Source organism: Cohaesibacter intestini (assembly GCF_003324485.1).
GTDB lineage: Bacteria > Pseudomonadota > Alphaproteobacteria > Rhizobiales > Cohaesibacteraceae > Cohaesibacter > Cohaesibacter intestini.
In genome coordinates, this window is sequence record NZ_QODK01000006.1 from 19,809 (window position 1) to 42,800 (window position 22,992).

The 22,992-nt window shown below is 53.9% G+C and carries 21 protein-coding genes; 12 read left to right on the plus strand and 9 right to left on the minus strand.

What is annotated here, in order from left to right:
- Positions 1–68: 68 nt before the first annotated feature.
- Complete coding sequence (locus DSD30_RS18100; protein WP_114011162.1) at positions 69–296, minus strand: hypothetical protein; 228 nt, start codon at positions 294–296, stop codon at positions 69–71.
- 220 nt (positions 297–516) lie between these two features.
- On the opposite strand from DSD30_RS18100, the gene DSD30_RS18105 reads away from it, so the two are divergent.
- Positions 517–1,803, plus strand: a complete 1,287-nt coding sequence (locus tag DSD30_RS18105; protein WP_114011301.1) for a HEPN/Toprim-associated domain-containing protein — start codon at positions 517–519, stop codon at positions 1,801–1,803.
- Positions 1,804–2,067: 264 nt separating this feature from the next.
- Here DSD30_RS18105 and DSD30_RS18110 read toward each other — a convergent pair whose 3' ends face one another.
- From DSD30_RS18110 to DSD30_RS21640, 5 genes are all read right to left on the minus strand, one after another.
- A complete protein-coding gene (locus DSD30_RS18110) occupies positions 2,068–3,810 on the minus strand; it encodes an ATP-binding protein (protein ID WP_114011163.1) in 1,743 nt (580 codons plus the stop codon).
- Between the two features lie 9 nt (positions 3,811–3,819).
- Positions 3,820–4,842 carry an SIR2 family protein gene (locus DSD30_RS18115; RefSeq protein ID WP_114011164.1) on the minus strand — a complete coding sequence of 341 codons (1,023 nt, stop codon included), beginning with the start codon at positions 4,840–4,842 and terminating at the stop codon, positions 3,820–3,822.
- A gap of 460 nt (positions 4,843–5,302) precedes the next feature.
- Entirely contained in the window at positions 5,303–6,661 is a 1,359-nt protein-coding gene (locus DSD30_RS18120; RefSeq protein WP_114011165.1) for a transposase, read from the minus strand.
- A gap of 242 nt (positions 6,662–6,903) precedes the next feature.
- A complete protein-coding gene (locus DSD30_RS18125; protein WP_114011166.1) occupies positions 6,904–8,868 on the minus strand; it encodes a hypothetical protein in 1,965 nt (654 codons plus the stop codon).
- Positions 8,869–9,508: 640 nt separating this feature from the next.
- Positions 9,509–9,658, minus strand: coding sequence for a hypothetical protein (locus DSD30_RS21640; RefSeq protein WP_157967765.1), 150 nt, complete (start codon positions 9,656–9,658; stop codon positions 9,509–9,511).
- A 271-nt stretch (positions 9,659–9,929) separates the two neighbouring features.
- Here DSD30_RS21640 and DSD30_RS21645 point away from each other — a divergent pair, with 271 nt between their 5' ends.
- The 3 genes from DSD30_RS21645 (at position 9,930) to DSD30_RS21650 (ending at position 12,238) form a co-directional block, all read left to right on the plus strand.
- Entirely contained in the window at positions 9,930–10,340 is a 411-nt protein-coding gene (locus tag DSD30_RS21645) for a hypothetical protein (protein ID WP_157967766.1), read from the plus strand.
- 350 nt (positions 10,341–10,690) lie between these two features.
- Positions 10,691–11,755 carry a metallophosphoesterase family protein gene (locus tag DSD30_RS18140; protein WP_114011169.1) on the plus strand — a complete coding sequence of 355 codons (1,065 nt, stop codon included), beginning with the start codon at positions 10,691–10,693 and terminating at the stop codon, positions 11,753–11,755.
- A 330-nt stretch (positions 11,756–12,085) separates the two neighbouring features.
- Positions 12,086–12,238, plus strand: coding sequence for a hypothetical protein (locus DSD30_RS21650; protein WP_157967767.1), 153 nt, complete (start codon positions 12,086–12,088; stop codon positions 12,236–12,238).
- Between the two features lie 120 nt (positions 12,239–12,358).
- Here DSD30_RS21650 and DSD30_RS18145 read toward each other — a convergent pair whose 3' ends face one another.
- On the minus strand, positions 12,359–13,237 hold the full coding sequence (locus DSD30_RS18145; protein WP_114011170.1) for a LysR substrate-binding domain-containing protein: 879 nt from the start codon (positions 13,235–13,237) through the stop codon (positions 12,359–12,361).
- 99 nt (positions 13,238–13,336) lie between these two features.
- Here DSD30_RS18145 and DSD30_RS18150 point away from each other — a divergent pair, with 99 nt between their 5' ends.
- Positions 13,337–14,041 (plus strand): SDR family oxidoreductase, encoded by a 705-nt coding sequence (locus DSD30_RS18150; RefSeq protein WP_114011171.1) that lies wholly within the window; start codon positions 13,337–13,339, stop codon positions 14,039–14,041.
- Positions 14,031–14,282 carry a DUF6552 family protein gene (locus tag DSD30_RS18155; RefSeq protein WP_114011172.1) on the plus strand — a complete coding sequence of 84 codons (252 nt, stop codon included), beginning with the start codon at positions 14,031–14,033 and terminating at the stop codon, positions 14,280–14,282. Before DSD30_RS18150 ends, DSD30_RS18155 begins: the two co-directional genes overlap by 11 nt.
- A 541-nt stretch (positions 14,283–14,823) precedes the next feature.
- Here the strand turns inward: DSD30_RS18155 and DSD30_RS18160 are convergent.
- Entirely contained in the window at positions 14,824–15,813 is a 990-nt protein-coding gene (locus DSD30_RS18160) for an aldo/keto reductase (protein ID WP_114011173.1), read from the minus strand.
- 90 nt (positions 15,814–15,903) lie between these two features.
- Between DSD30_RS18160 and DSD30_RS18165 the strand changes: the two genes are divergently transcribed.
- Positions 15,904–16,815 carry a LysR family transcriptional regulator gene (locus tag DSD30_RS18165; RefSeq protein ID WP_114011174.1) on the plus strand — a complete coding sequence of 304 codons (912 nt, stop codon included), beginning with the start codon at positions 15,904–15,906 and terminating at the stop codon, positions 16,813–16,815.
- 16 nt (positions 16,816–16,831) lie between these two features.
- On the opposite strand, the gene DSD30_RS18170 is transcribed toward DSD30_RS18165, so the two are convergent.
- Positions 16,832–17,299: an Lrp/AsnC family transcriptional regulator gene (locus DSD30_RS18170; RefSeq protein ID WP_114011175.1), complete on the minus strand. Its 468-nt coding sequence runs from the start codon at positions 17,297–17,299 to the stop codon at positions 16,832–16,834.
- A gap of 139 nt (positions 17,300–17,438) precedes the next feature.
- Between DSD30_RS18170 and DSD30_RS18175 the strand changes: the two genes are divergently transcribed.
- The 5 genes from DSD30_RS18175 to DSD30_RS18195 all read left to right on the plus strand — a co-directional run bounded on the left by DSD30_RS18175 (position 17,439) and on the right by DSD30_RS18195 (position 22,991).
- Positions 17,439–18,479 carry a zinc-dependent alcohol dehydrogenase family protein gene (locus tag DSD30_RS18175; protein WP_114011302.1) on the plus strand — a complete coding sequence of 347 codons (1,041 nt, stop codon included), beginning with the start codon at positions 17,439–17,441 and terminating at the stop codon, positions 18,477–18,479.
- A gap of 335 nt (positions 18,480–18,814) precedes the next feature.
- Entirely contained in the window at positions 18,815–19,903 is a 1,089-nt protein-coding gene (locus DSD30_RS18180) for a helix-turn-helix domain-containing protein (RefSeq protein WP_114011176.1), read from the plus strand.
- A 105-nt stretch (positions 19,904–20,008) separates the two neighbouring features.
- A complete protein-coding gene (locus DSD30_RS18185; RefSeq protein ID WP_114011177.1) occupies positions 20,009–21,151 on the plus strand; it encodes an efflux RND transporter periplasmic adaptor subunit in 1,143 nt (380 codons plus the stop codon).
- A complete protein-coding gene (locus DSD30_RS18190; RefSeq protein WP_114011178.1) occupies positions 21,148–21,858 on the plus strand; it encodes an ABC transporter ATP-binding protein in 711 nt (236 codons plus the stop codon). Before DSD30_RS18185 ends, DSD30_RS18190 begins: the two co-directional genes overlap by 4 nt.
- Positions 21,855–22,991, plus strand: a complete 1,137-nt coding sequence (locus tag DSD30_RS18195; protein ID WP_114011179.1) for an ABC transporter permease — start codon at positions 21,855–21,857, stop codon at positions 22,989–22,991. The genes DSD30_RS18190 and DSD30_RS18195 overlap by 4 nt, the downstream gene beginning before the upstream one ends.
- Position 22,992 lies beyond the last annotated feature (1 nt).

A 22,992-nucleotide genomic window follows, 5' to 3' on the forward strand; every position in this document is an offset into this window, starting at 1 on the left:
TCAGCGTAGACAATGAAAAGCCCTGTTTCCTTTCCCTCCAAAATTTCTTTTTGGGTGGCCTCAATCCATTAGGTGTTATATCCCGCCGTTTTAAGCTTGGTTATAAGCCCTTTGGCGTATGTGGTGGCGCGTAGGTCTAGTGGGCACTCTTGCGCAAGTTGAAAGCCATACTCTCCCGCCGCAGCTGTTTTTGTGATGATCTCGGCTACCCTGTTGCCGTCAAAAACCGCTTTGGCGATTTTTTCCCGCTTATCTTCGGCCAGCTTTAGGGATTTATTGGCAGGGGTGAACTTCATGCGAGGTAGTCTTTCGTTACGTCAATTCTGTTGTGTCCCAGCTCATTAGAGAGGGTCAGTCATGCCGCCCTATCTAAGCGCCGCTTCACCAAGGTCCTCAACGCGCGGTTAGTGACATTTTGAGATTATGGGGTACAACTGCCCACACACTCTCAACGCATGGTACGATACAGATGCGCTGAAATTAAGTAGTGACATGTTTTGGGGAAAACTTCGACTGATGGGAACCGAGATTCAACTTACAATAGCTGGTGTATCTTTATCCTACGCCAAGAACCACATAGGTGTAGACTTCGGCTTTCTGTTCCAGGACGGTGACACAGCGCGCCGAAAGTTGGATGGGATCAACTACGAGTATTACGAAGATCACCCTGAAGAGGCCGCAGATCTCGATGAGTTCGAGGAAGTGTTTGCCCGGCCTCTATCGCGTGTATTGCCCCGCCTGCATCTTTTGGGGTTTACGATCGAGACGGCACGCGCTGAGTACGAAGCGGTAATAGCCGAAGCACAGGAAATCGACTCCTACAGAACCCCTCCGGAAGAGCCTAACCTTCTGACCTTTGACGAATATTGTTGTCTGGCCTGTCGCTATCCGTTATCGACCCTCAACGATGGAGCCGAATTTGACGACGACGAAAGGGCCAAAGGAAAGCTGGTATCCGACGAGGATTTCCAACGTCTACCTTGGACGGAAAACTCCAATACGTTTTGGTCCGAGACAAGCTATTTCGGCGCGAAAGTAGCTATTCTCAGTGCATCGTCGATGCTTCTGGTTTTTGCCCTCAATCCCGCCAATCTAAGTGTCGATGTCGTCTGGGAGTTTGGTCCGCTGGTCCATTCAGGTTGGGAGCCTCGCAACCTCTTTCAACCCGGTGCAAGGCGGAATCAAAAAGTTCTAGTCGCTACCGAGGGCGCATCGGATGCTCGGATCATAAAACGCGCCCTCGACATCTTGCGCGCTGATGTCGCTGACTTTTTCAGTTTCGTAGACGTCGACGAGCGGCACCATTTTTGGGGAACGGGCAACCTCGTCAAATTTGCAGAAGGGCTTCTCCGCATCGACATACACAACAAAGTGCTCTTCGTTTTCGATAATGATGCGGAAGGCGTGGATGCCTATAAGAAGCTCGATGCTCTCAACCTACCACCTAATATGCGATCAATGTTGCTGCCCAAACTCGATGAATTCCGACAGTTTCCAGCGCTTGGTCCAGAGGGTATTAATATTACCGACATCAACGGGCGAGCGGCGGCGATCGAGTGCTATCTCGATCTGAATTTGCCTAATCGGCCGCCTGCGCAAGTTCGCTGGAGCAACTATAAAAAAGATATTGATGCTTGGCACGGAGCCTTAGAGTTCAAAGAAACTTACCAGAGGCACTTTGACAAGCAGCCATCCGAGGCACTTAGAGAGGGTCCGTACGAAACGTTAAAATTACTAAAATTGCTGGACTCCTTGATCGCCGAGGCTGCGTTGCTAATACCCTCCGTAAGCGAAGTCATCTAAGTAAATCGAAGACCCGTTCTCGGGAAGTGTTTGCTGTTGCGAAAGGCCCCTACATTTTTAATGTCTTGATTGGGCTCGGAGAGGTCTGGTGCAATGCGTCATCACCGGAACACACTCATCCAGGCTCGCGTTTAGCAATGGCGGCCCATTCTTGCAGTTCGTCCAGACTTCACTCGATTGCCGCTATCAGTTTGCTGCCAATGTTCCCGAAGCGTCCCATGGAAACAGCTTGTATTGCTCAGTAATTTCCCAATTAGTGCAGCCTCAAGACGAGCTTTGCTTGCGCCAAGAGCGAATAGCAATCTGGGTATCAGACTTTGGAGTTTCTTCATTCCAGCGATCCCAGAAGGCTACGGTTTGGCTATCTGGTTTCATATTTGGCTCAGCAATACGAATTCGCGTAGGCAGCAGGCTAGCATCGCCAACAACGAGTGCTTCGCCGATATCCAAGACGGGCAATAGGTCCCCGAAGCTTCCGAGGCTATCTGGTAAAAGGCGCTTGATGACGCTTTGATCGTCGCCGTTGGTCAGGCGCATAGCGACCACGTTATTACACTGGCTGAGGACGGTTCGGTTCACTTCTGAAGGTCGCTGACTGATTACAACCAGCCCAATCCCGTACTTTCGGCCCTCTTTGGCAATCCGTTCAAATATCTCAACAGCAACTGCGTCAGAACTGTCCGCCTGCATACGCTCTGGGATGTACAGGTGGGCCTCGTCACACATGATTGCGATTGGATGGCGCTTTTCTGATTTTGTCCAAAGGCTCGTTGAGAAGACAATCTGAGCCAAAAGGCTCACCATCAGCGGCAGCACATCAGATGGCACCTCTGAAAAGTCGATGATTTTGATGCCGCCTTGATTGTTGTGTTGTGCGCCACGACCTGCGGAGATGGCGTGGACCATCCTCTCGAGCCAAGCCATGTCCATACATTCAGGTGGAGGCTGGAACAGGAAAGCTAGGCGGCGGTCATGCCTTTTGGCTTCCAGACGACCGATCAGCCGGCTGAGCTTGCCGTAGTATGGGCCCTGCTTATCTGCCCGAGCTCCGGGTACCATTTCTTCATCCAGTTGCTGAAGCTTCTTTAGGACGTCATTGATATCGAAGGGCACCGGACTGTCGATCGTGAAGTTTTCAAGGACATCTTTGTGCACGACTGGGTCAAGTGAACTCTTTTTCGCGTCAACGATGGTACGAGTCATGATCATTGACTGGTTCGGCGCATTCTGATCACTTCGGTCTACAAACATCGACAGTAAGGCTTCATAGCCCAGCAACCAGTATGGCAAGTGCAAGACTCCGTCTGCCAAACCACGAGCATGTTCTATGTCTGATGGTCCGGCGATCCGAAGGTGCCTAAAGGCTTCGCCTTTTAGCGGGCGATATTCGCCATGAATATCGAATAAGACGGCATTCGCTTGCGGCAATTCGGCTATCTGATCGAGCAGCCGAGCTGTTGTCCAAGACTTACCAGAGCCAGTGCTTCCAACTATGACCGCGTGGCGCTGAAAAAGTTTGTTCCCATTGAGATAGGCAGTAGCTTCTTCATCCAACGTGAAATGACCCAAGGATAACTTCGGGCCGTCTGTGTTTACATCGGAGATAACTTGCATAAATTTAGTAAGCCGTTCACCTTCCAAAGAAAAACAGTTTGCGTCGATTTCAGGAACGGTCTCAAGGGTGCGGCGAAACACATTCGCAGCACTACCGACCCGGTCGAGTAGTGTGCCGATGAGGGTAATTTTTACGAGGTTATTCTCGTTTGGTACAAGGCCTTCATCGTCAGGATCGGCCTCCACCAGTTCGCGCGTATCTGGCTTCCTTGTTATCTTCACGACAATACCAATCAGGTGCTGGCCAGGCTTGCTGCTTTGGAGAACGACCAGCCGGTTGACTTGGAGACGCTTGAGCCGATCTAGGTCATCGACGCGAATAGTGACGGCAGCAGTGTCGACTGAAATGACGCTTCCGAGAGCTTCTATGTCGGCGAAATCAAAAATAGACATATGGAATACCTAAAGGACTAAGTTGTTGAAGCCGTCGATTGACCAAAGATCTGGTGTCGTGACATCGACACCTTCCGGAGCAGTGGGCGAGTAAACTCTGCTCCCGATTCCAGATCGTTCGATCCCCAAGTAGTTCGTGCCCGCCTTGCTTTTCAGGAAGTCTTTGGCCTCTTCCGTCAGGGTTCGGGCCAGTACCACTGTTGGGACGTTCCGTTCCCGGCATCTCTCGATGATTTTGGGGTGGATGTGCTGATCTCGAAACCCAAAACCCACACAAAGGAAGGCGGAAGCGTTCTTCAGTGCAGCATCGGCCCCATTAATGGTTGTCCTAAATGGGTCCTCGTAGGTCTTTTCGTATTTGTTCAAGCCTGGCGTTACGATCAGGGGCGTGTAGTGATCTTTGGATGGCAGCTCGAACACTGGCAACCCTACAGTTCTGTCGTCTGCGGTGCGGAACCAGTCAAGAGACCCATGGATTTTCCAAATCTTTACTACACGGGCAGCCTTAGATCCGTGCATCATTCTCAAGCGGCCCGTACTTTCCCACGTCTGAATGTACCCCGGCGCGAAGCCCGTTTGAAACAAAACATTCTTGGAGTTGCAGGCAAACTCGGCAACGCGATCATAATTCGTCGTAACCACGTGTACCTCGCTGTGGGTACTGCTGAACATCCTGACCAATAGTCTTCCCAAAGAGAAGTCGCCATTTGAGGCGGCGTCCTCCAAAAGCCTCTTGTCTTTTTCGTTTACGCAACGCCAAGTAAGACCTACAATTTTTGACAACAGCGATGCAGGCAGTGTCTTTCCTTCCAAGGCCGCTTCAAGGTGATCGCCGCTGGCCAGCGCTGTTTTGACCAGCAGCCACGCGTCACTTTCAGCTTTACCGTAGGTCTCCAAATTTTTGCAAAGGTAAGTGCTCAGGTCACCCATACTTGGGAGACCGTGAGGCATCGATGCCCCGCTGCCAAGAACGATTGTAGGGCAACCTTCAAAACAGGACTGGGCGGTCTTAGCAATCTGTTCTTCCGTCACGCGCAGTTATTTCCCCATAACCGTGTAGAATGGAATCGGACTTTCATCACTGTATTCAACAATCAGAGATTGGAAAGTGATCTTTTGACCAACTCTACCGGGGAAGGGGTATGTTTTTTTGAAACGTCGGATAGAACATCTTTGGACTGGCAAGACGCAACCTGCTCTTTTCTATCCCAACAGACTTTCGTGCATTCTGCAGAAAATTTCCGCTTTCTGCCCGAACGAGCCGTGATAGCCAGGACGAGCTTCGATACCCCTTGAATGTCAGCTCTTGCCTGCAGCATCGAGGATTGTGCACGTGCAGGAAATGTCGGCAATCCGCCCTGATTGCCAGATATGCATTCAGTGGGCATAAAATTTCGGCGTCGCAGCGAATGGCAAAAAAGTCCGAATTCTGTTGAAAAATTAAGTGCTGCAGCGCAAAACGGAGGGCGGTTTTGGGAGGCTCGACGCTCCCTCATTCCGGAGTTGGGAGCAGCTTTGCCATTTTGCGCAGGTTCTGCGCTGTGGCTGCCAGTGTGAACTCGTCTTTTGCTCCATTTGGGCCTCTAAGACGCAGTCTGTTCAGCCCCATGATCTTCTTCATGTGAGCGAATAGCATCTCCACTTTGCGCCTGGCGTGCCTCGAGGCGATAAAGGCATCGGTATCTGCCAGATCTCGGGCGAAGTCTCGCGCTCCTTCATGGATCGATCTGGTGATGTGTCGGGTGGCTGTGTTGGGGCAGCATCTGAACTTCAATGCGCAGTGCTGGCAGTCCGCTTTAGCAGCACGATATCGGATATTTTCATCACCCTGCACCTTGGGCCGGATTGTCTGGAATTGACGGCGACTGGGCAGCAGGTCTTTGCCATCAGGGCAAATGTATCTGTCATTCTCATAGTCAAATATGAAGTCGGGCCTCGAGAATGTCTGGTCGAGCCGCTGCGATCTGTCGAGAACCGGAACATGCGGCTCGATACCTTTCTCATGAACCAGCCAAGCAAGTGTCTCGGCATTGCCATAAGCGCCATCACCGACGAAGCGTTCTGGATAAATTCCGAACTTCTCTTCAACACGATCAACCATATCCAGTGCGGCATTGACTTCCGCCTGCCGGATCGGCGCTGTTGTTTCAACATCAACAATCACAACATTATCCAAGTCCACCAGATAGTTGGTGGAATAGGCAAAGATCGAATAGGCCTTCTTTGCTCCAGTAAAGCGTGCTGCCGGGTCAACCGGCGAAAGCACCTTTGGTTTCACGGGCGTTGCAGCGCCGAAAGCGGCATCATCAAGGGTCTCAAAGTATTCTTCTGTCGCCCGCGTGATCCGTTCTGGCGTCCAATCTGATGCTTCAACTTTGTTCAGCCGCTTTGCATCAGCTTGCACGATGGAAGCATCAACGCCCAAAGCCTCCCCACCGACAAGCCCCTCTGCGATGCAGCGGGCCAACACCAGTTCGAAGAGATGACGGAAAAGATCGCTATCCCGGAAACGGCCATGTCTATTCTTGGAAAATGTCGAATGGTCAGGAACAGGGTCATCCAAGTCCAAACGGCAAAACCATCTATAGGCCAGGTTCAGTTGAACTTCCTCACAGATGCGCCGCTCGGAGCGAATGCCCATAATGTAGCCGACCAACAACATCCTGATCATCAGTTCTGGATCAATCGAAGGGCGGCCCTGGCTGCTGTAATAGGGAGCAAGGAAAGATCTGACCTCACTCAGATCGAGAAAGTGGTCGACCTTCCTGAGTAAGTGGTCAGAAGGAACGTGACTTTCAATCGAAAACTCATAAAAGAGTGCTGCCTGCGCAACTTGCCTTGGCCCCAGCATTCGCAAATCCCCCCTTTTCCTAAAAGGATTGAATCAGGACCAAGCGATTACTTCAAGAGCGACTTTTTCAACACCATTTCCGCACTGCCGCCACTAATGCAGGTCGCAGCGAAGGGCAGGTATACCGCCCCCAGTTGACCCTGCTTGCGGCAACGTAACCGAAGAGATGCGGCTCAGGCTGGCTCAACAACGAGTCTACGCGGTCGCTTTATAAAGAGAGACAAAAAAGTAGGCCACCCAATTTACTCAATGGTGTATTCGCCACTCTTGTCCTTCGGCGGCCTTTTCCCCCTAGGGGCTTGAGGAGGCTTCCGCAGAAGATGTGAGAGATTATTCCTCGCAAGTGCAATCTGGCGTAAAAGTTCCGGATCCTGCACACCGCCATAGGCTTTTTGGACACCTTCATGATACTGGGTGAGCGACTGAAGCTCACTTCGCATTTCTTTCCGAGCTCGCTTGACGACCACGTCCCCGACCCTTTTTGCAATCGTGTTGGCAATGGTGTTAATGATACGTCCCATCGGTTTCGAGAATTTTTCAAGGCCCTTGAGCTCGACCTCAATGTCCATGGTCAGGGCGTCATCAGGCTCGGCCGCCGGATCGATCTTGGGGGTGACCTTAACATCGATCAAGGACGGATCCTTCTCGATGGCTCGCTGGCACGTTGCTGGCTCGGACTGCCAGATCCTGCGCGCATATGCCATTATGATGCCGGAGGCAGATTTGACAGACTGCCAAAGGGCCTTCCGATCAGCGTCATCCTTCGGAGCATCAGGACCATAGACAAGCCTTTCGTTCGTTTCTCCATCTGCTGGACGGAACTGAATCTCGCCCTGCTCTACCGCCTCCAATCCGCGCTCGAATGCCTGCTCTTTATCGCCGAACGTGAGCCTGTCCGTTTTCAAGTCCTCCTGACTTTTCGCTAGGGCATTCTGGGCAGCCTCCAGCTCTGCTTCTTTCCTATCGAGTTCTGCCCTGGCCTTCTCCAGTGAGGCCTTTTTCTTGTCGAGACCGTCGGATTGCTCCTCTAGTTTCGCGATGATTTTGTCGGGATTGGAAATGATGTCGTCCGGCGTGCCAAACGCTTCCTCATGTTCCTGCAATAAGGCCTTCCTCAATCTGCGGGTCCGGGCTTCTTCCTGTTCCTCATGCGTTACAAAACCACCGGCAACGAGGATCTCAATAGCGGTCTTCTGCCTCTCATCTAGCCTTGGCTTCTTGAGTTCGGACAGAACTTCTGACTGTTCTTTGATCGCCCATATCATGCGGGCTCTCTCAGATCCCGCAGGAATGGGGTCACGGGCGAGAAGATCCGGGTCGTGAGAATACAAATCACTCAAGTCCATGGCTTGAACAACCTCGATCGCATTGTGTCCTTCTGCTTCGGCTTCACGCCTCGCCTCTGCCCGCGGCTCGCCCCGTGCGATGTTCATGTGCCTTCGGCCTGGATCCCGAAACCATTCGCCTACCGCATCCTGCGCACGCTCATAACCACTCTTATTTTCGGCATCCCGAGTGCTGCAAAGCAATGGGTGGAGGGCCGAACGAAACAGGCTCCGTCCATTTGCATAGCGTGCCGATTTAGGTAACTCGACAATGTCATAGATCAAGGCATGGAGGTGGATAGCTTGCTCGTCCATGTCGACCCGGCAGTATTTCAGCATGTCGCCGAAATTATGCTGTAGGAAGGCAAGGCCTTCGTCCACAAACGCATCGCACTTGCCGATGTCAAACTGTGCGAGCTTGCCCTTGTCATCGAGAAACTCAAGAAGATCTTCCGGCGGACAATCATCATCCGCGCGGAAATGATCTCGGTGGATCGTCATGATGGCTTCGCGCAACGGGCCTTGCGAGTTTTTACTCTCCTTCCAGGGCGGTTTGGCTCCCGCCAGCATCACTTGCTCGGCGGCGTTGGCTCCTCGAGTCTTGTGAGTACCCTCCAAATTTGAGGTGTGGTTTGATAATCGGAGTAGAGCTTCCTGGGCCTCGATCTCTTTCGCAATATCGTTGCTGCCGACAAGCACGCGATTGAGATGTCGCCGAGCCGGATCACAGTGCGATTGGTCACCGATTTCTCGTTTCCCGTGCTTGACCATATCGGCGACATCTTTCGGGTATAGACTCCTGAATCGCAAGACGATCATATGCATCCCATATGCCTGCATCATATCAGCGTAGTCACTGCCCTTGTCACTTATCTGCGCCATCCATTTCCTCCTTGGTTGTTTGAGGAAATGGGGCTCCGATCAAAAACCCGCATCCCTTCTCAAGAAAAATTTTCGATTTATTTTCCGGGATGAGGCCGCAGGAAGGTACTCACTAGGCAAGTGCGGAATTTCTCGTATAAATTGCACACTTGCCAAAGTTCGCTCAGGTTAGGGCGCAGCCCTTCCCGAGACCCAACACCCGCAAAGGATGAGGCGCGCTGCCCTCTTCCCTTGACCCTGCTCCCAGCCGCTCCACGGAGGCCAATGGGGTCTATCGCACCCCCTCTTGAATCACCCCACTCGTCGCCGACGGGCCTGCCGGGCGGCTGGGGGAAACACGCTCCACGCTCTTGCCCCCAGACCCCCATCTCGTTCCCGGAAAGGAGCGTGGCCAGCTCCTTCCCGAACCCATCCATGCTTTTCGCCGCTGGCATGGTCGCATGGTGGCAACGGCCCTGCCCGGCCATTGCCCCCTGGTCGACATGGACGTTCCCGACCTGCCGTTTTCTCGCTCTGTTCACGATCCTCTCCTCTTATTGCCTAGCGATCGCGGAAGCACTTTTTTTGCTCCCACACCGGATATGAGGCAATTTTCCCGGGAGTGGTAACGGCGAGATGATTTTTTTCAAAAGGTGCATAATTACGCACCCACAACCTTGTTGCAAAAATCGGCAAGGCTGTCATAGACGATCTGGCTCAGCAGACCGGCAAAAGGGACGCCCGATATCGGCATTGGTCCTGCGGGCGCAACACCGGGCGTTGCCAGAAGAAATGGGCAAGCCACTCTCATCATAGTTTCCTATGACGAGGAAAATCCGCCTGCCGAAATCGCTGGCGTGGTCCGTGAGGACCTGACCGGTACCGACGCCAATTTTGTATGCTGGTTGGAATTGATGGACTTGTCCTGGAGGTTGCCTGCCGACCTTCCTTTGCTGGAGGCCGGGCAGACAACCATTCAGGTCAATCTCGAGAAAAAATCGAGGCTGCGACGTACCGCCTGGCAAATCCCGGACCCAACAGGTCCGAACCCTTTTCACGCCATTGCTAAAGGAGATCTACATATGGCGCAAAACCAGGAAATTACCCCCCAGACCGATACAGGTACGGCCTCTTACTTCGACACCAAGGTCCTCATAAGGGAAACCGTTGAAGCGATGGAAGAGGCGAGGACGGCCCTCGACCAATTGGCCAATGGCGAGCCTGAAAATCTCGCCTTGCCTGCGGATGCCCGAAAGCGCCTGCAAGCCGCCCTCGCCGATCGCAATGTCCTCAATGAGGAATTTATCAATGCGACCTCAGACCTGCTCGACCATGTGCCGTATTACGAGCCTGAACTGGATCAGTTTGGTAATTACAAACGCCACCGGACCCACCGCGCTCTGTCGGTAGCAAGAAGTGCTGCATGCTATGTCATGGACCTACTCGCCGCGGAACATGCAGTCGGAAAAATCCGCAAGGATCGTCCCGAATAAAAGCGGTCTCCCATGCCTAGCCCCAACAACAAAGTCGCCTCGCCACATGTCCGTGACGGGGCGATTTTTCGAAAGGCACTTGGCCTTGCCGATCTGTCCGGCCCTACCAGCTGTGGGCCAGACAGGCCGCCTCACCTTCCCTACTTCAACCTTTCGCCAACGGATCCCACACGATAGCTGCTCATCCCCGTCGGCAAGCCATTCACTTTGGCTTGCCACCCTTGTTCCGCAATCCAGCTATTCCACCATCCCCTGCCAGCCAAGAGCACCTGTCGTCTTTTCCCAGACCGCAAAGAGGCTTGGATGGCAAGTGACTTCCTTCGTATCCCCCCATATAGGAGAACACACCCATGATATCAGCATCACCCCAGAAAAGGCTCAACCGAACCACACGCCTTCTTCTATCCGCAGATGCCCATCTCGGCTCCCCATTCTCGGCCGTTACAAAACGCAACCCGGAATTGGGCACGCTGCTACAACAGGCCAGCCTCGACAGCTTTACGTCTATCGTCGATCTGGCGCTTGACGAGCATGTTGATGCCTTGATCCTCGCCGGCGACGTATTCGACAGCTCCACCCAGGATCCCAAGACCCGGGAATTCTTTACCACCCAGATGGCGCGTCTTGCAGAACAAAACATCCCCGTAATCGCCATTCGGGGCAACCATGATGCCCTCTTGGGAAATGACGCCTACAAAGAGTTCGGAGCCAATGTCTATCTGTTGCACGCCGACTCGCCAAGCGTCGAAATCGGAAACATCGTCTTTCATGGCTTGTCGTTCGACACAGACAACCCATCAGCAAGCTTGCTCCCCCAATATCCTGATCCCGTAGCAGGACGGAAGAATATCGGAGTGATGCATACCTCCGTGGAGAAAATGCCCGGCTATAACACCTATGCCCCCTGCACGTTGGAAGAGCTCAAGTCCCATGGTTATGACCTATGGGCCCTCGGTCATGTTCATGCCGACTTCATCGACACATTGGGATCTGTTCCTGTGGTAATGCCCGGAATTCCGCAACCTCGGAAATTCGAAGAGCGATTGGGCGGTTTTGCCGTCTTGGCTGAGCTAGGTGAAGAAGCAGCATCTTTCCAGTGCCACCAGGTCGGCAAGATCGAATTTGTCGAATGCAATGTGGACCTGTCCGGGTGTGCGGATGAACGGGAAGTAACCCAAGCCCTGCGGGACGGGCTCCAGTCTATCCAGAATCCCGACCGCCAGGTCGCGGTGCGCCTGAAGGCATCCTCGTGGCAGCATTCAAGCGACTGGCTGACGGACCTCGCAATGGAAGAACTGGAAGGCATGGAGCGCGTCCACCTCGACAAGGCAATAGTCGCCCCGGCCCAACGACCATTGGGATTGCTTCCGACGGCCCCTCGGGACGCCGCCCCAACCTCGCCGATCTCGGCCTGATCCGCCGACGACGGCATGCCCGGCGGGTGTCACCGCCGGGATAGTGCAGGCTGGAAACGACCTGCCCATCGATGACTTGGCTCATAGTCGTCCGTAGCACCAACGACCCTCGATCCTCACCGACGAAACGTTCCCGCCCGCCATTTCCCCGCCAAATAAAGATATAAATTCAGCTACTTAATCTCCTTCAGGCATCCGACCAACGATCTCCTGCGCCTCTCAGGCAGAGGGTGTTCCGCCCGTCAAGAAAGTTTTTTTCGCGTACCTGAGTCGAACCCATTTCCTCCGGACCGCGCCTTCCGGCGCTCCTTAGGAAAGAACTGTTCGACCATGTGGCAGAAAGAAACAAAATCGACCGACCATCCGGAATTCCAAAAGATACGGCTGCATCCAGCTGTCGACCTACGCGGCGAGGATTACCTGCTCGCGATAAGGCTCGTCGGCCAGGAAATCGTGCGTCGCCTGAAGGAAGGCGATCAGTAAAACTTTTCGGTTATGCCAAACCGAAAGCCGTCGTTCGCTGCGCCCTGCACAAACGACGACAGCGCGGACTTTACTGCTATTCGTGCGAACGATCAGAATGACCGCTTTCATCCGAGACCGTCAGGTGTTCTCGGTTGAGTGCGACTTAAGCCAGGTCACAACGTTGGCTACCGACTCATTGTATTTGGCGGTTTGCGGCATAAGAACATAGAAATCGTTTCTGCCCGCGTACCAGGCTACACCTACCTCGACTAAACGTCGGGCTTCAAGGTCATGAGCCACCAGAAATCGGCTTACCAAGGCCACACCTTGCCCGGCGATAGCCGCATCGACAGCAAGAGATGTTTGGCTCAGACGAAGGTGGCGAGGAGACTGGTCATGTACACCCAAATGCGCAAGGTAGCTCGGCCATAGGTCATGGGTGTCATGGATCTTTGGTTGCTTGGCGAGGGTTTCTGGCTCAAGAAGATTATCGCCCTTGTCCGCAAATTTTGGCGCGGCGACCGCGATGAGCGATTGTTTGAACAAAAGCGTTACATCCAGCGAAGCGCCAAAGGGTGGGGATCCTTGGCGCACTGCAAGGTCTATCCCTTCGCTATGAAAGCTTGAGACTTTCTCAGTCGCCATGATCCGCAAGTCAACATCCGGGTGCGCTGCCGTAAAGTCAGGCAGATTGGGGATCAGCCATTTCGCAGCAAAGGTCGGAGTGACACTGATAATGACTTTGTTCAGCTCTGGCTTCAGTTCCGCAGTTGCGGATCGAAGGTCTGCGAACACTCCAGCAATCCGGTTGTGATAGCTGCGCCCGACTGAGGTGAAAGCCAAGCCCTTAGGAACCCGTTCAAACAAGACCACATCAAGATGTGCTTCGAGCTGGCGCACATGTTGCGCAACGGCACCCTGCGTGACACCCAATTCATCTGCGGCAGAGCGGAAACTGAGGCGGCGACCTGCTGCATCAAAAGCACGCAAACTGTTGAGTGGGGGAAGTATTGTCATTTTGCAATAGTATTTCTACTGTCAGGTAGCATCAATTCTCAATCGAACTTTCTTACAAGGGATACTATAACACGGTTCAAAGACGAAAGGACATGAGAAATGGCAGTAGAAAAAGTGGCTCTGATCACAGCAGGCGGCAGCGGCATGGGTGCGGATGCAGCCCGAAAACTGGCAAAAGATGGGTTCAAAATCGGCATTCTGTCTTCGTCCGGCAAGGGGGAGGCACTAGCCAGTGAACTCGGCGGTTTTGGCGTGACTGGTTCAAATCTTGATGGAGATGCGCTGAACGCTTTGGTCGAGGGCGCGAAGGATCGTTGGGACCGAATTGATGTCTTGGTAAACTCTGCTGGTCACGGCCCGAAGGGGCCAGTTCTTGAGATCAGCGACGACGACTGGCACCAAGGCATGGAAGTTTACTTGATGAACGTAATCCGTCCAACACGACTGGTCACACCAGTAATGCAGAAGCAGGGCGGCGGGGCGATCATCAACATCTCAACCTTTGCGGCCTTCGAGCCAGACCCTCTTTTTCCAACGTCGGGGGTCTTCCGAGCCGGGCTTGCCGCATTCACAAAGCTCTATTCGGACAAGTATGCGTCAGAGAACATTCGCATGAACAACGTCCTGCCCGGTTTCATAGACAGCCTGCCCGAAACCGAAGACCGCAAAGCGCGTATTCCCATGGGACGTTACGGTTCCGCTTCGGAGGTGTCTTCTCTGATCGCGTGGCTCGCCTCGGAAGATGGTGGCTACATGACGGGACAAAACCTGCGTATCGACGGAGGGTTGACCCGTGCAGTCTGATGCCTTGGCTCTTGCAGCACCGCGCGAGCGTCTTGTCTTCACGGTCAAGTGGGGCGCATCCGCCGTACAGATTTTGGGATACACCGCGACGGGGTTTGGCTGGACACCTTGGAACCTCTACCTGTTTCTTGTCGGTGTCGTGGGTTGGTTTGCCGTCGGAGCGCTATGGAACGACAAGGCGCTGATGCTTGTCCACCTTGTCGCGCTTGGCGCGATGATTGCTGGTATGGCAAGCGGCTGACGATCTAAAGCTGCCATTGGTGGATATTGCAGCATTGGTCAAAATGGGCTCTGAGTTTGAATTTGCTGCGTCCGGCACGAACGGCGGCTCTTTGGTCGCTTGGTGAATTGGAATCTTTCAAGGTGTAGCTATCTGGTCGAGGTGGGGCCTTCATTAACGTATTAATGGGCAATTCAGTAGGGCATGAGGCCTGCTCTACGTCGCACGATCAATGCTATCCTCACGAATAGTGTGGCTCCTAAATTGGGAGCCACACCAGTTTATGCACAACGCTTAACCGCAATAGGAAATGCAATAGGAACGCAATAGGTTTTCCCGGTTAAGTGTAACCCAAAATGGCTCATTTCCGCCATTTTTGAGTCAAGTTCGAGTCCGGCCTGGGGAGCCATATTAGGGTCTTCTGATTAAGTTCAGAAGGCCCTTTTTCGTTAAAAATCAGCCATCATCATTAGACGACAAAGACTGTTGTATGAAGAATGCAATGGAAAATGGGTCAGAAACCCGAACAGTGCAAATGATCGGGGAACTTTCCAACCAGGAGCTATGCGTTGACGCCCTTCATGCCTTCTTCGGTATAACGCTCACCGGTCACCGGGATGGTGGATAGTATGGCGTCCAGACTTTGCATATCGGACGGTGTCATACTCACGTTTGCAGCCGCGATGTTCTCGATGAGGTAGCTCAATCGCTTGGTGCCGGGGATGGGAACAATGTCGTCTCCCTGTGCAAGCAACCAAGCGAGGGCGATTTGACCAGGGGTACACCCTTTCTGGTGCGCCATGGTCTGCACGGCCTCGACGATCCGAATGTTCTGTTTCATTGCGCTTTGTTGAAAACGCGGCAAGAAGCTGCGGAAGTCGTCATCTCCGAATTTCCCCGCCGCTTGGAAGCGTCCGGTCAGAAACCCTCGCCCGAGCGGCGAATATGGAACGAAGCCGATACCGAGTTCGCGACAGGCCGGCAGTATCTCTGCCTCGACACCGCGTGACCAGAGCGAATATTCCGTCTGTAAAGCCGTGACGGGATGGACATTGTGGGCGCGACGCAAAGTGGTGGCACTCACCTCGCACAGACCGATCCGGTCGATCTTGCCTTCTTCGACCAGTCGCGACAACTCACCCATAGTATCTTCGATGTTCTGATCCGGGTTTACGCGATGAACATAATATAGGTCGATCTGCTCCACTCCGAGACGTGTCAACGACGCTTCGCAGGCTTGCCGCAGATAGGCGGGGCTCATATCCAAGCTGCGAGCATATTCGCCTGGTTTGCGAACAATGCCGAATTTGGTCGCTATCTTCAGTTGTGAGCGGCTGCCGCTCTGCGATAGAAATCGTCCCAGCAGTTCCTCATTGTGATGGGGGCCGTACATATCGGCGGTGTCGAGAAAGGTGATCCCACGGGACACGGCTTCGTTCAGCACCGCAAGCGAGGTTTCATCATCCCTCGGGCCATAAAACTCGCTCATTCCCATGCATCCCAATCCCAGGGCCGACACTTCAAACCCCTCTGACAGATGTCGTTTTTTCATCTCTTTTCCCTTTCGAATGTTGTGCGCTTGTCGGACATATGCTATTTTCCGGGATTGGATGGTAGGCATTGAAATGGAGATCTGATTTCCATGAATGGAAAACATGACGCTGATGGCACGCTCATCTGGGACGATCTACGCATATTCTTGGCGATCAGTCGCGAAGGCACCTTGAGCGGTGCGGCCAAACGCCTACGTCTTGGTCTGGCCACTGTGTCACGCCGTATGGAGAGACTGGAAGCGGCAGTGGGACAGCCGCTCTTCTTGCGCCAACAGACCGGGTATCGCCTGACTGAAGATGGTGCCGCGATGATTGAACGCGCCGAAGAGATGGAAGCTGCCGCACGGTCTCTAACCTCCGGGATGGCGGAAAGCCCCGAGGTTTCAGGGCGCGTCCGCTTGGCGACCGCCGAGAATTTTGCCACCGGATTGCTCCTGCCCAACTTACCCGAATTCCGTGCCAAATATCCACGATTGACACTTGATATTGTGACAGATGTCGCCACGGTGAACCTGCACCGCTGGGATGCCGACCTCGCGCTGCGTATGGTCAAGCCAGACCGAGGCCATGTGTCGCTTCAGCGCTTGGGCTCGTTGGGCTACGGCCTATATGCCTCGGATGTCTATCTGGAGCACAGGGGGAGCAATGCGGATGCAGCCGATTTCGATGCAGACGACTTTATCACTTGGGGCGAGGCTCAGGCCCATCTGCCTGCCGCACAATGGGTGGAGAGTCGCCTGCAAGGTCGCGCGCCGGCTTTGAGCACATCAAGTGTTGCAACACAACTGGCGGCCTGCCGCGCCGGGGTGGGGTTTGCAATTCTGCCGCATTTTCTGGCAAGGTCGAACGGACTGATCTGTCTGGACGGCGAGCTTGGCATCGATCAGACAATCTGGCTCGTCACGCAGTCTGATTTGGTGCAGTCTCGTCGCATCCAAGCTGTTGCAGAATTCTGTCGGAGTATCATTCGACAGCATCGCGATGCACTTGCCACTGCGTGAGATCCGCTTGACCACATCAGCGCGGAATCGGAAGGCGGCTTGAAGCCTTCATTTCCCTGAGCGAAAGATTGGAGCGAATGGAGGTGACACCCGGGAGTTTGCGCAAGACCCGGTCTACGAATGCGCTGTAGTCATCGAGATCCTTTGCTACAGTGACAAGCAGGAAGTCGTCATCCCCTGTGGTGTTATGGCAGGATAGGATGTTGGGGCAATCTTCGATGATATGCTGGAATTGTTGCGTGGCCTCCTGACTGTGCTCCGAGCATCTCAACTGGACAAAAGCCATCACACCCAGCCCCACTTTTCGGCGATTCAGATTGGCTTGATAGCCCTCGATGATGCCATTTTCTTCCAGCTTTTTCAGGCGGCGCCAACAGGGTGTTTCACTCATTGAGAGACGCTCGGCGAGCTTCGCGTTGGACATCCGCCCGTCACTCTGAAGGAGGTCGAGAATTTCGGCATTCACTTTGTCAATATCTGCCATTGAGGTAGGTGCTTTTCTTTTTTTGTTTGATTTTGGAGGATCCTTTCGAAAATTCTTTGACATCAAAGCAAGAATTGCAAGGCCCTTTCAATGAAACTGAGTAGAATTGGCAAAAGCTTTGCTCTTGAAGGATCCCATCATGAAAGCCGTATTGTTTGAGAAATTCAAAGAAGCCCCCAAGGTCACCACATTGCCTGATCCCAGCCCCGCACCCCATGGAGTGGTGATCAAGGTAGAGGCAACCGGGGTCTGCCGTAGTGACTGGCATGGCTGGATGGGGCACGATGCCGATATTGAGCTTCCGCACGTACCGGGGCACGAGCTCGCCGGAACTATCGAAGCGGTCGGCAAAGACGTACGCAAATGGAGTGTCGGCGATCGGGTAACGGTTCCCTTCATTTGTGGTTGCGGCTCTTGCCCTGAATGCCATGCGGGCCATCAGCAGGTTTGTGATCATCAAGAGCAACCCGGCTTCACCCATTGGGGATCGTTTGCCGAATATGTCCCTATTCATCAGGCCGATCTCAATGTGGTGGCCCTGCCAGAAGGCATGGATTTTGCCACGGCTGCCAGCCTTGGCTGCCGTTTTGCAACCGCGTTCCGCGCGGTGGTTGATCAGGGCCGAACCTCGGCTGGTCAGTGGCTGGCAGTCCATGGATGTGGTGGGGTTGGCCTGTCGGCGGTGATGATTGCCAATGCTGTCGGAGCCAATGTCATAGCCATTGATATCGATAATGAGAAACTGGCTTTGGCGCGCGAGTTGGGAGCGGTGGCCACCATCAATGGTGCGTCGGTCGTAAATGTGCCTGAAGCGGTGATAGAATTGACCAAGGGCGGAGCGCATGTCTCACTCGATGCTCTTGGCCATCCCGTAACCTGCTTCAATTCCATTCAGAATTTGCGTGCCCGCGGCAAACATATTCAGGTCGGGCTAATGCTGGGCGATCATACGTTGCCACAGATTCCGATGCCGAAGATTATCGGCAAGGAGTTGGAAATCCTCGGGTCGCACGGTATGCAAGCCCATCGTTATGGAGCGATGCTGGATATGATTGCCTCAGGGAAACTGGATCCCACTCGTCTGGTGGGCGACAGAATCTGTCTGGCAGAGGCCCCTCAGGCCCTGATGAACATGAACAAGTTCCAGTCTGTCGGCGCAACTGTCATTACAAGCTTCTAAGAAAAGCTCGGCAGAGGCATTTGCAATCATGGCCACGGTGGATATTGCTCGGTGAGCCGTTACTGCAAATCCGCTTTTGACTTCTTGTCCCTCGACAATGTGCCACATATTTTAAGTCCATACTGCAAGACACTTCAGTGATCGAAACTCCCCTATGACAAGGTGGCAGACAGGATCTGGTTTTATGCTTAGGATGTGAAACCTTTGGTCTGATGATCAGTTTTTTGAGAATGAAGCAACCTTTGCCATATAAGGCGGTTGTGTCGCTGCCCTGATCATGCAACTCAAGAAGTGAAAATATCCTCGTTACTCGAGCCGAAACGCGTCAGACTTTTATGATTTTTGTCCCGTTGTCCTTTGTTGTCACCTTGCCACTGCTCGTCCTGTTTGTCTTTATGGTCTGGACCAATGATGAGCGGCCTCGAAACTGGCCTTTTTTGCTACTAATCCTGTTGGCGGCGTTTCAATCGATACTGATGGGCTTGCGCTTTGGCTACCATTTGCAATGGGCAGGCTTGGTCACACCACTGTTCGCATCTATTATGCCTGTGTTTGTCTACCGCGGCGCACTGCATTTTACCGGCTCGGTGCAAAAGCAAAGCTTGGGCGCGCTCATGCTGCATGCCCTGTCGCCAGTCATCATGCTGGTTTTGCTTGTGGTTCGCTTGCCGCAGTTCATCGACGGGACGATCATTCTGATCTTTATTATCTATGCGCTGCTCATCCTGCACAGAGTGTGGCGCGGCCCTGATGAGCTTCGCCTTGCCTCATTGGAAAGCGCAGGCTCGGCGCATCGTGCGCTTCTATATAGCGCATTCGTCCTGATTTTTTCAGCCAGTCTGGATACTCTCATCAGCATCAATGCTATCTTCTATGACGCGCAGTGGATGGCGCTGGCCGCCACAATGGGTAGCATCAGTACGCTTTTGTTTCTCTCCATTGCGGTCGCCGTTGCCAGTCGCAGTCGCGCATCCCCAGACTCGCTTCGCGGCTCGGACACCGCTTCGCAGGCGGATGAGAATGCAAGTTTCCAAGACGAGGAAGATGCAAAAACCATGGCCGCCATCGAGATGCTGATGACTGAAAAACAGATCTATCGCGATCTGGATCTCAACCTTGATCGTCTTGCAAGAAAGGCCGTCATTCCTTCGCGACAGATATCAGCAGCGATCAATCGAAGGACAGGCATGAATGTCTCGCAATATGTCAATGATTTTCGTATCGCAGAAGCCTGCGAACGACTTCTGGCTGACACTGCGCCTGTGACAACCATCATGTTGGACGTCGGATTTCAGACCAAGTCCAACTTCAACCGCGAATTCCGCCGCGTGACAGGCATGACGCCCTTGCAGTGGCGCAAGGCCCAGACCGAAGGCCCGCAGACGGACGAAGCATCCCCGTCAAGCCAGACTGAAAAGGACTAGATCGCGATTCAGTTCGTATCATTTCATGATTGAGGTCGCACTTCTGCGGTGCGGCGCCGATGTTGGCTGTGTCTAGTTCGCACACCAACCCCGGACCTCGATAGAATGAACATGATCACCGAACAGGAACGCAAAATCGCCCAGACGCTGCGCTCTCTCTCAGACGATGCTCCCGTCGATCATCCGACGAACAGAATGCAGCCCTCGGTGCGGCAGCTCTTTTCCCGCAAAAGGGTGTTTTTGCTATCAGCAGGCGCACTTCTCATCATTGGATCGGTCGTTTTGCTTGAACCCGATCTGCCCGCTGCTTTTCACAAAATGCTGGGCACACCTGCTGAAAAAACACTCACCCAAAAAGCGTTACAAACCAAGCCAGACTCCATGCTGGAGGGCAAGGTCAAAACCCTCCAGCCAGCGCTTCCAGTGGCAGTCCCTGCACAAGTGACGGGTTCGGGCTATGTGGTTGCGCCCGACAAAGTGACACTTTTTGCCCAATATGCGGGCCGAATTACAGAAGTCTCGGTCAAGCCGGGCGATAAAGTCACGTCTGGTCAAGCGCTTGTCACCCTTGATGATCTCGAACTCCGCCTCGCTGTGCAGCAAGCCATCGCGTCAAGAAAGGCAGCCGTGCTTGCCCTTGAAGCGGCACGCATCGCGTCTTCTGACAAGGACGCCACCTTCAAACGCCATATAGGGCTCAACAAACGCGGCATTGTCTCGGATACCGAGCTTCAAAAGGCAAAAGTTGCGGCCCTCAAAGCGAAGAACATGGTGGAACAGGCCCGTGTCGCCGCTGACAAGAGCGCACTCGACTTGCGTGACGCCGAGGCAAAGCGTGCCGACCTCACCATTCGCTCACCGATCTCAGGCACAGTGCTACAAGTCGCTGCGCATAAGGGCGATAGGGTGCCGGATTTTGCCGATGCCATTCGCTCCAATGGACTTGTCGCGATCGCCCGGTTTGACCAGTTGGTGATTGATGCCGATGTGGCAGAAAAGGCGTTGGGGGGCCTCACCTCCGGACTGGAGGGCGAAGCCACGCTTGACGCCTTTGCCGACCAGCCATTTGCCGTCGCAATCCAGCGCATAGCACCAGAGGTTAACAGTGCCAAGGGCACCGTCAGCCTTCGGCTAGTACCGAAAAACCCGCCCGTCGGCATCCGCCCAGGCATGGCGGCTCGCATTCGCATCATCCTGACCAAGCCTGACCCATCCTCCAATCAGCAACAAGGAACCCAACAGCCATGACTGGACATAACGGCTCAGACCCTTTTATCGCCCTTCGCAAGATTACCAAAGGCTACCGGACGGGCAAGGAACGCCTGACCATTTTCGACAAGATGGACCTGACCATTGAACGCGGTGAATTTGTCGCCGTGATGGGGCCATCCGGCTCGGGCAAGTCGACGCTTCTCAATCTACTTGCCGGGATCGACCGTCCCGATGAGGGCCAGATCCACGTCAATGGACAGCGGCTCGACCAAATGGGGGAAGCGGCTCGCTCCGGCTGGCGGGCGCATCAACTCGGCATCGTCTTCCAGTTCTACAATCTGCTGCCGATGCTCAATGCGGCGGGGAATGTTGAGTTGCCGTTGCTTTTGAAACCGTTGTCGGCGCGCGCAAGACGTGACCGGGTGGAAAAAGTGCTTGATCTCGTCGGCCTTAGCGGTCGGGGCAGGCAAAACCCTGCCTCCATGTCGGGAGGTCAACAGCAGCGTGTTGGCATCGCTCGCGCCATCGTTAGTGATCCCGCCTTGCTGCTATGCGATGAACCAACCGGGGATCTCGATCGCAAATCAGCCGACGAGGTGCTGGCGATGCTCGGGTTCCTGAACCGTGAGCTGGGCAAAACCATCATCATGGTCACCCATGATGGGGAGGCAGCAGCCAAGGCTGGCCGGACGCTGCATCTCGACAAGGGCGTCTTTGTCGACCAGATGGAGATGGCGTCATGACCTTTTTCAAACTTGCACGCAAAAGTGCCCTGCGCAAACCCGTGCGCAGCCTGTTGCTGATGCTGTCAGTGGGAATGGCCTTTCTGATCCATGGCGTCACGGCCAGTTTCATCAATGGCACCCAAGGCACAGAGGCAGCCAGTGATACGCTTCTGGGTGTGATGAGTGCAACAGGCCGAGCATTGCCGATGGCCTATTTGCCGCGCATTGAGGCGCTGGATGGTGTGGCTGCGGTCAGCCCCGTCATGCGACTGCGCGGTAGCATCGGAGATGCCCGCAATGTTGTTGCGGTGTCCGCTGGGGATCCGGAGAAGTTGATGGAGGTGAGTGGCAAGGAACTGGGCCTGACGCCCGCCTTGAGCGGGGCGCTTCAAACCGGGCGAGACAACGTGCTTGTTGGTCGGGCGCTGGCAACCGCGCAAGGCTGGAAGGTTGGTGACCGGCTGACCCTGAAGGCCTTTCGCGTCAAGCATAGCGGTGGAGATCGCGACTGGCACTTTGAGATTGCTGGCATTTTTGACGGTGCCAGTCCCAGCACCGACACCTATTTTATGATTGCCCACTATGACTATATCAATATGGGCCGAGAGCGAGGAGCAAACACGGCATCGACCTTTGCTCTCAAGCCAGCCAGCAATGTCACGCCGCAAAAGCTAGCAGCCCAGATTGATACGCTGTTCGCCAATTCTGCCGCTCCGACCCGCACCATGTCTGAAAAGCAGTTTTTGAGCGCCTTTCTCAGCCAATATGCCGATGTCAAACAAGTTGTGACGCTGGTGGTTGGAGCTTCGTTCATTACGCTGTTGATGATTGTCACCAACACCATGATTTTCGCCTTGCGCGAACGTCGTTTCGAGATCGGGGTGCTGAAAGTGCTCGGTCTTCGCTCATGGCATATTCTACTCATGGTTCTTGGCGAGGCTCTGTTTGTCTTTGTTATCGGCGGCCTCTTAGGCCTTGGCCTTGCGAAAGTCGCGAGCCTTGCGGCTCCTGCTGAGCTGGGGCTCGTGCTTGGCGTGTCCACAGCTCTTCAATCAGCAATCTTCATGGTGCTACTCGGTTTGATCGCCGGATTGTTGCCTGCCTTATTAGCCATGCGCACGCCAATTTTGTCCGCTTTTAAAATGAGGTAAT

Coding starts and splice junctions, on each gene's coding strand:
- DSD30_RS18145 (WP_114011170.1), bottom strand. CDS start 13,237: ATGACAATACTTCCCCCACTCAACAGTTTGCGTGCTTTTGATGCAGCA.
- DSD30_RS18185 (WP_114011177.1), top strand. CDS start 20,009: ATGAACATGATCACCGAACAGGAACGCAAAATCGCCCAGACGCTGCGC.
- DSD30_RS18100 (WP_114011162.1), bottom strand. CDS start 296: ATGAAGTTCACCCCTGCCAATAAATCCCTAAAGCTGGCCGAAGATAAG.
- DSD30_RS18180 (WP_114011176.1), top strand. CDS start 18,815: ATGATTTTTGTCCCGTTGTCCTTTGTTGTCACCTTGCCACTGCTCGTC.
- DSD30_RS18170 (WP_114011175.1), bottom strand. CDS start 17,299: ATGGCAGATATTGACAAAGTGAATGCCGAAATTCTCGACCTCCTTCAG.
- DSD30_RS18165 (WP_114011174.1), top strand. CDS start 15,904: ATGAATGGAAAACATGACGCTGATGGCACGCTCATCTGGGACGATCTA.
- DSD30_RS18150 (WP_114011171.1), top strand. CDS start 13,337: ATGGCAGTAGAAAAAGTGGCTCTGATCACAGCAGGCGGCAGCGGCATG.
- DSD30_RS21645 (WP_157967766.1), top strand. CDS start 9,930: ATGGCGCAAAACCAGGAAATTACCCCCCAGACCGATACAGGTACGGCC.
- DSD30_RS18140 (WP_114011169.1), top strand. CDS start 10,691: ATGATATCAGCATCACCCCAGAAAAGGCTCAACCGAACCACACGCCTT.
- DSD30_RS18160 (WP_114011173.1), bottom strand. CDS start 15,813: ATGAAAAAACGACATCTGTCAGAGGGGTTTGAAGTGTCGGCCCTGGGA.
- DSD30_RS18105 (WP_114011301.1), top strand. CDS start 517: ATGGGAACCGAGATTCAACTTACAATAGCTGGTGTATCTTTATCCTAC.
- DSD30_RS18175 (WP_114011302.1), top strand. CDS start 17,439: ATGAAAGCCGTATTGTTTGAGAAATTCAAAGAAGCCCCCAAGGTCACC.
- DSD30_RS18110 (WP_114011163.1), bottom strand. CDS start 3,810: ATGTCTATTTTTGATTTCGCCGACATAGAAGCTCTCGGAAGCGTCATT.
- DSD30_RS18195 (WP_114011179.1), top strand. CDS start 21,855: ATGACCTTTTTCAAACTTGCACGCAAAAGTGCCCTGCGCAAACCCGTG.
- DSD30_RS18125 (WP_114011166.1), bottom strand. CDS start 8,868: ATGGCGCAGATAAGTGACAAGGGCAGTGACTACGCTGATATGATGCAG.
- DSD30_RS21640 (WP_157967765.1), bottom strand. CDS start 9,658: ATGAGAGTGGCTTGCCCATTTCTTCTGGCAACGCCCGGTGTTGCGCCC.
- DSD30_RS21650 (WP_157967767.1), top strand. CDS start 12,086: ATGTGGCAGAAAGAAACAAAATCGACCGACCATCCGGAATTCCAAAAG.
- DSD30_RS18120 (WP_114011165.1), bottom strand. CDS start 6,661: ATGCTGGGGCCAAGGCAAGTTGCGCAGGCAGCACTCTTTTATGAGTTT.
- DSD30_RS18190 (WP_114011178.1), top strand. CDS start 21,148: ATGACTGGACATAACGGCTCAGACCCTTTTATCGCCCTTCGCAAGATT.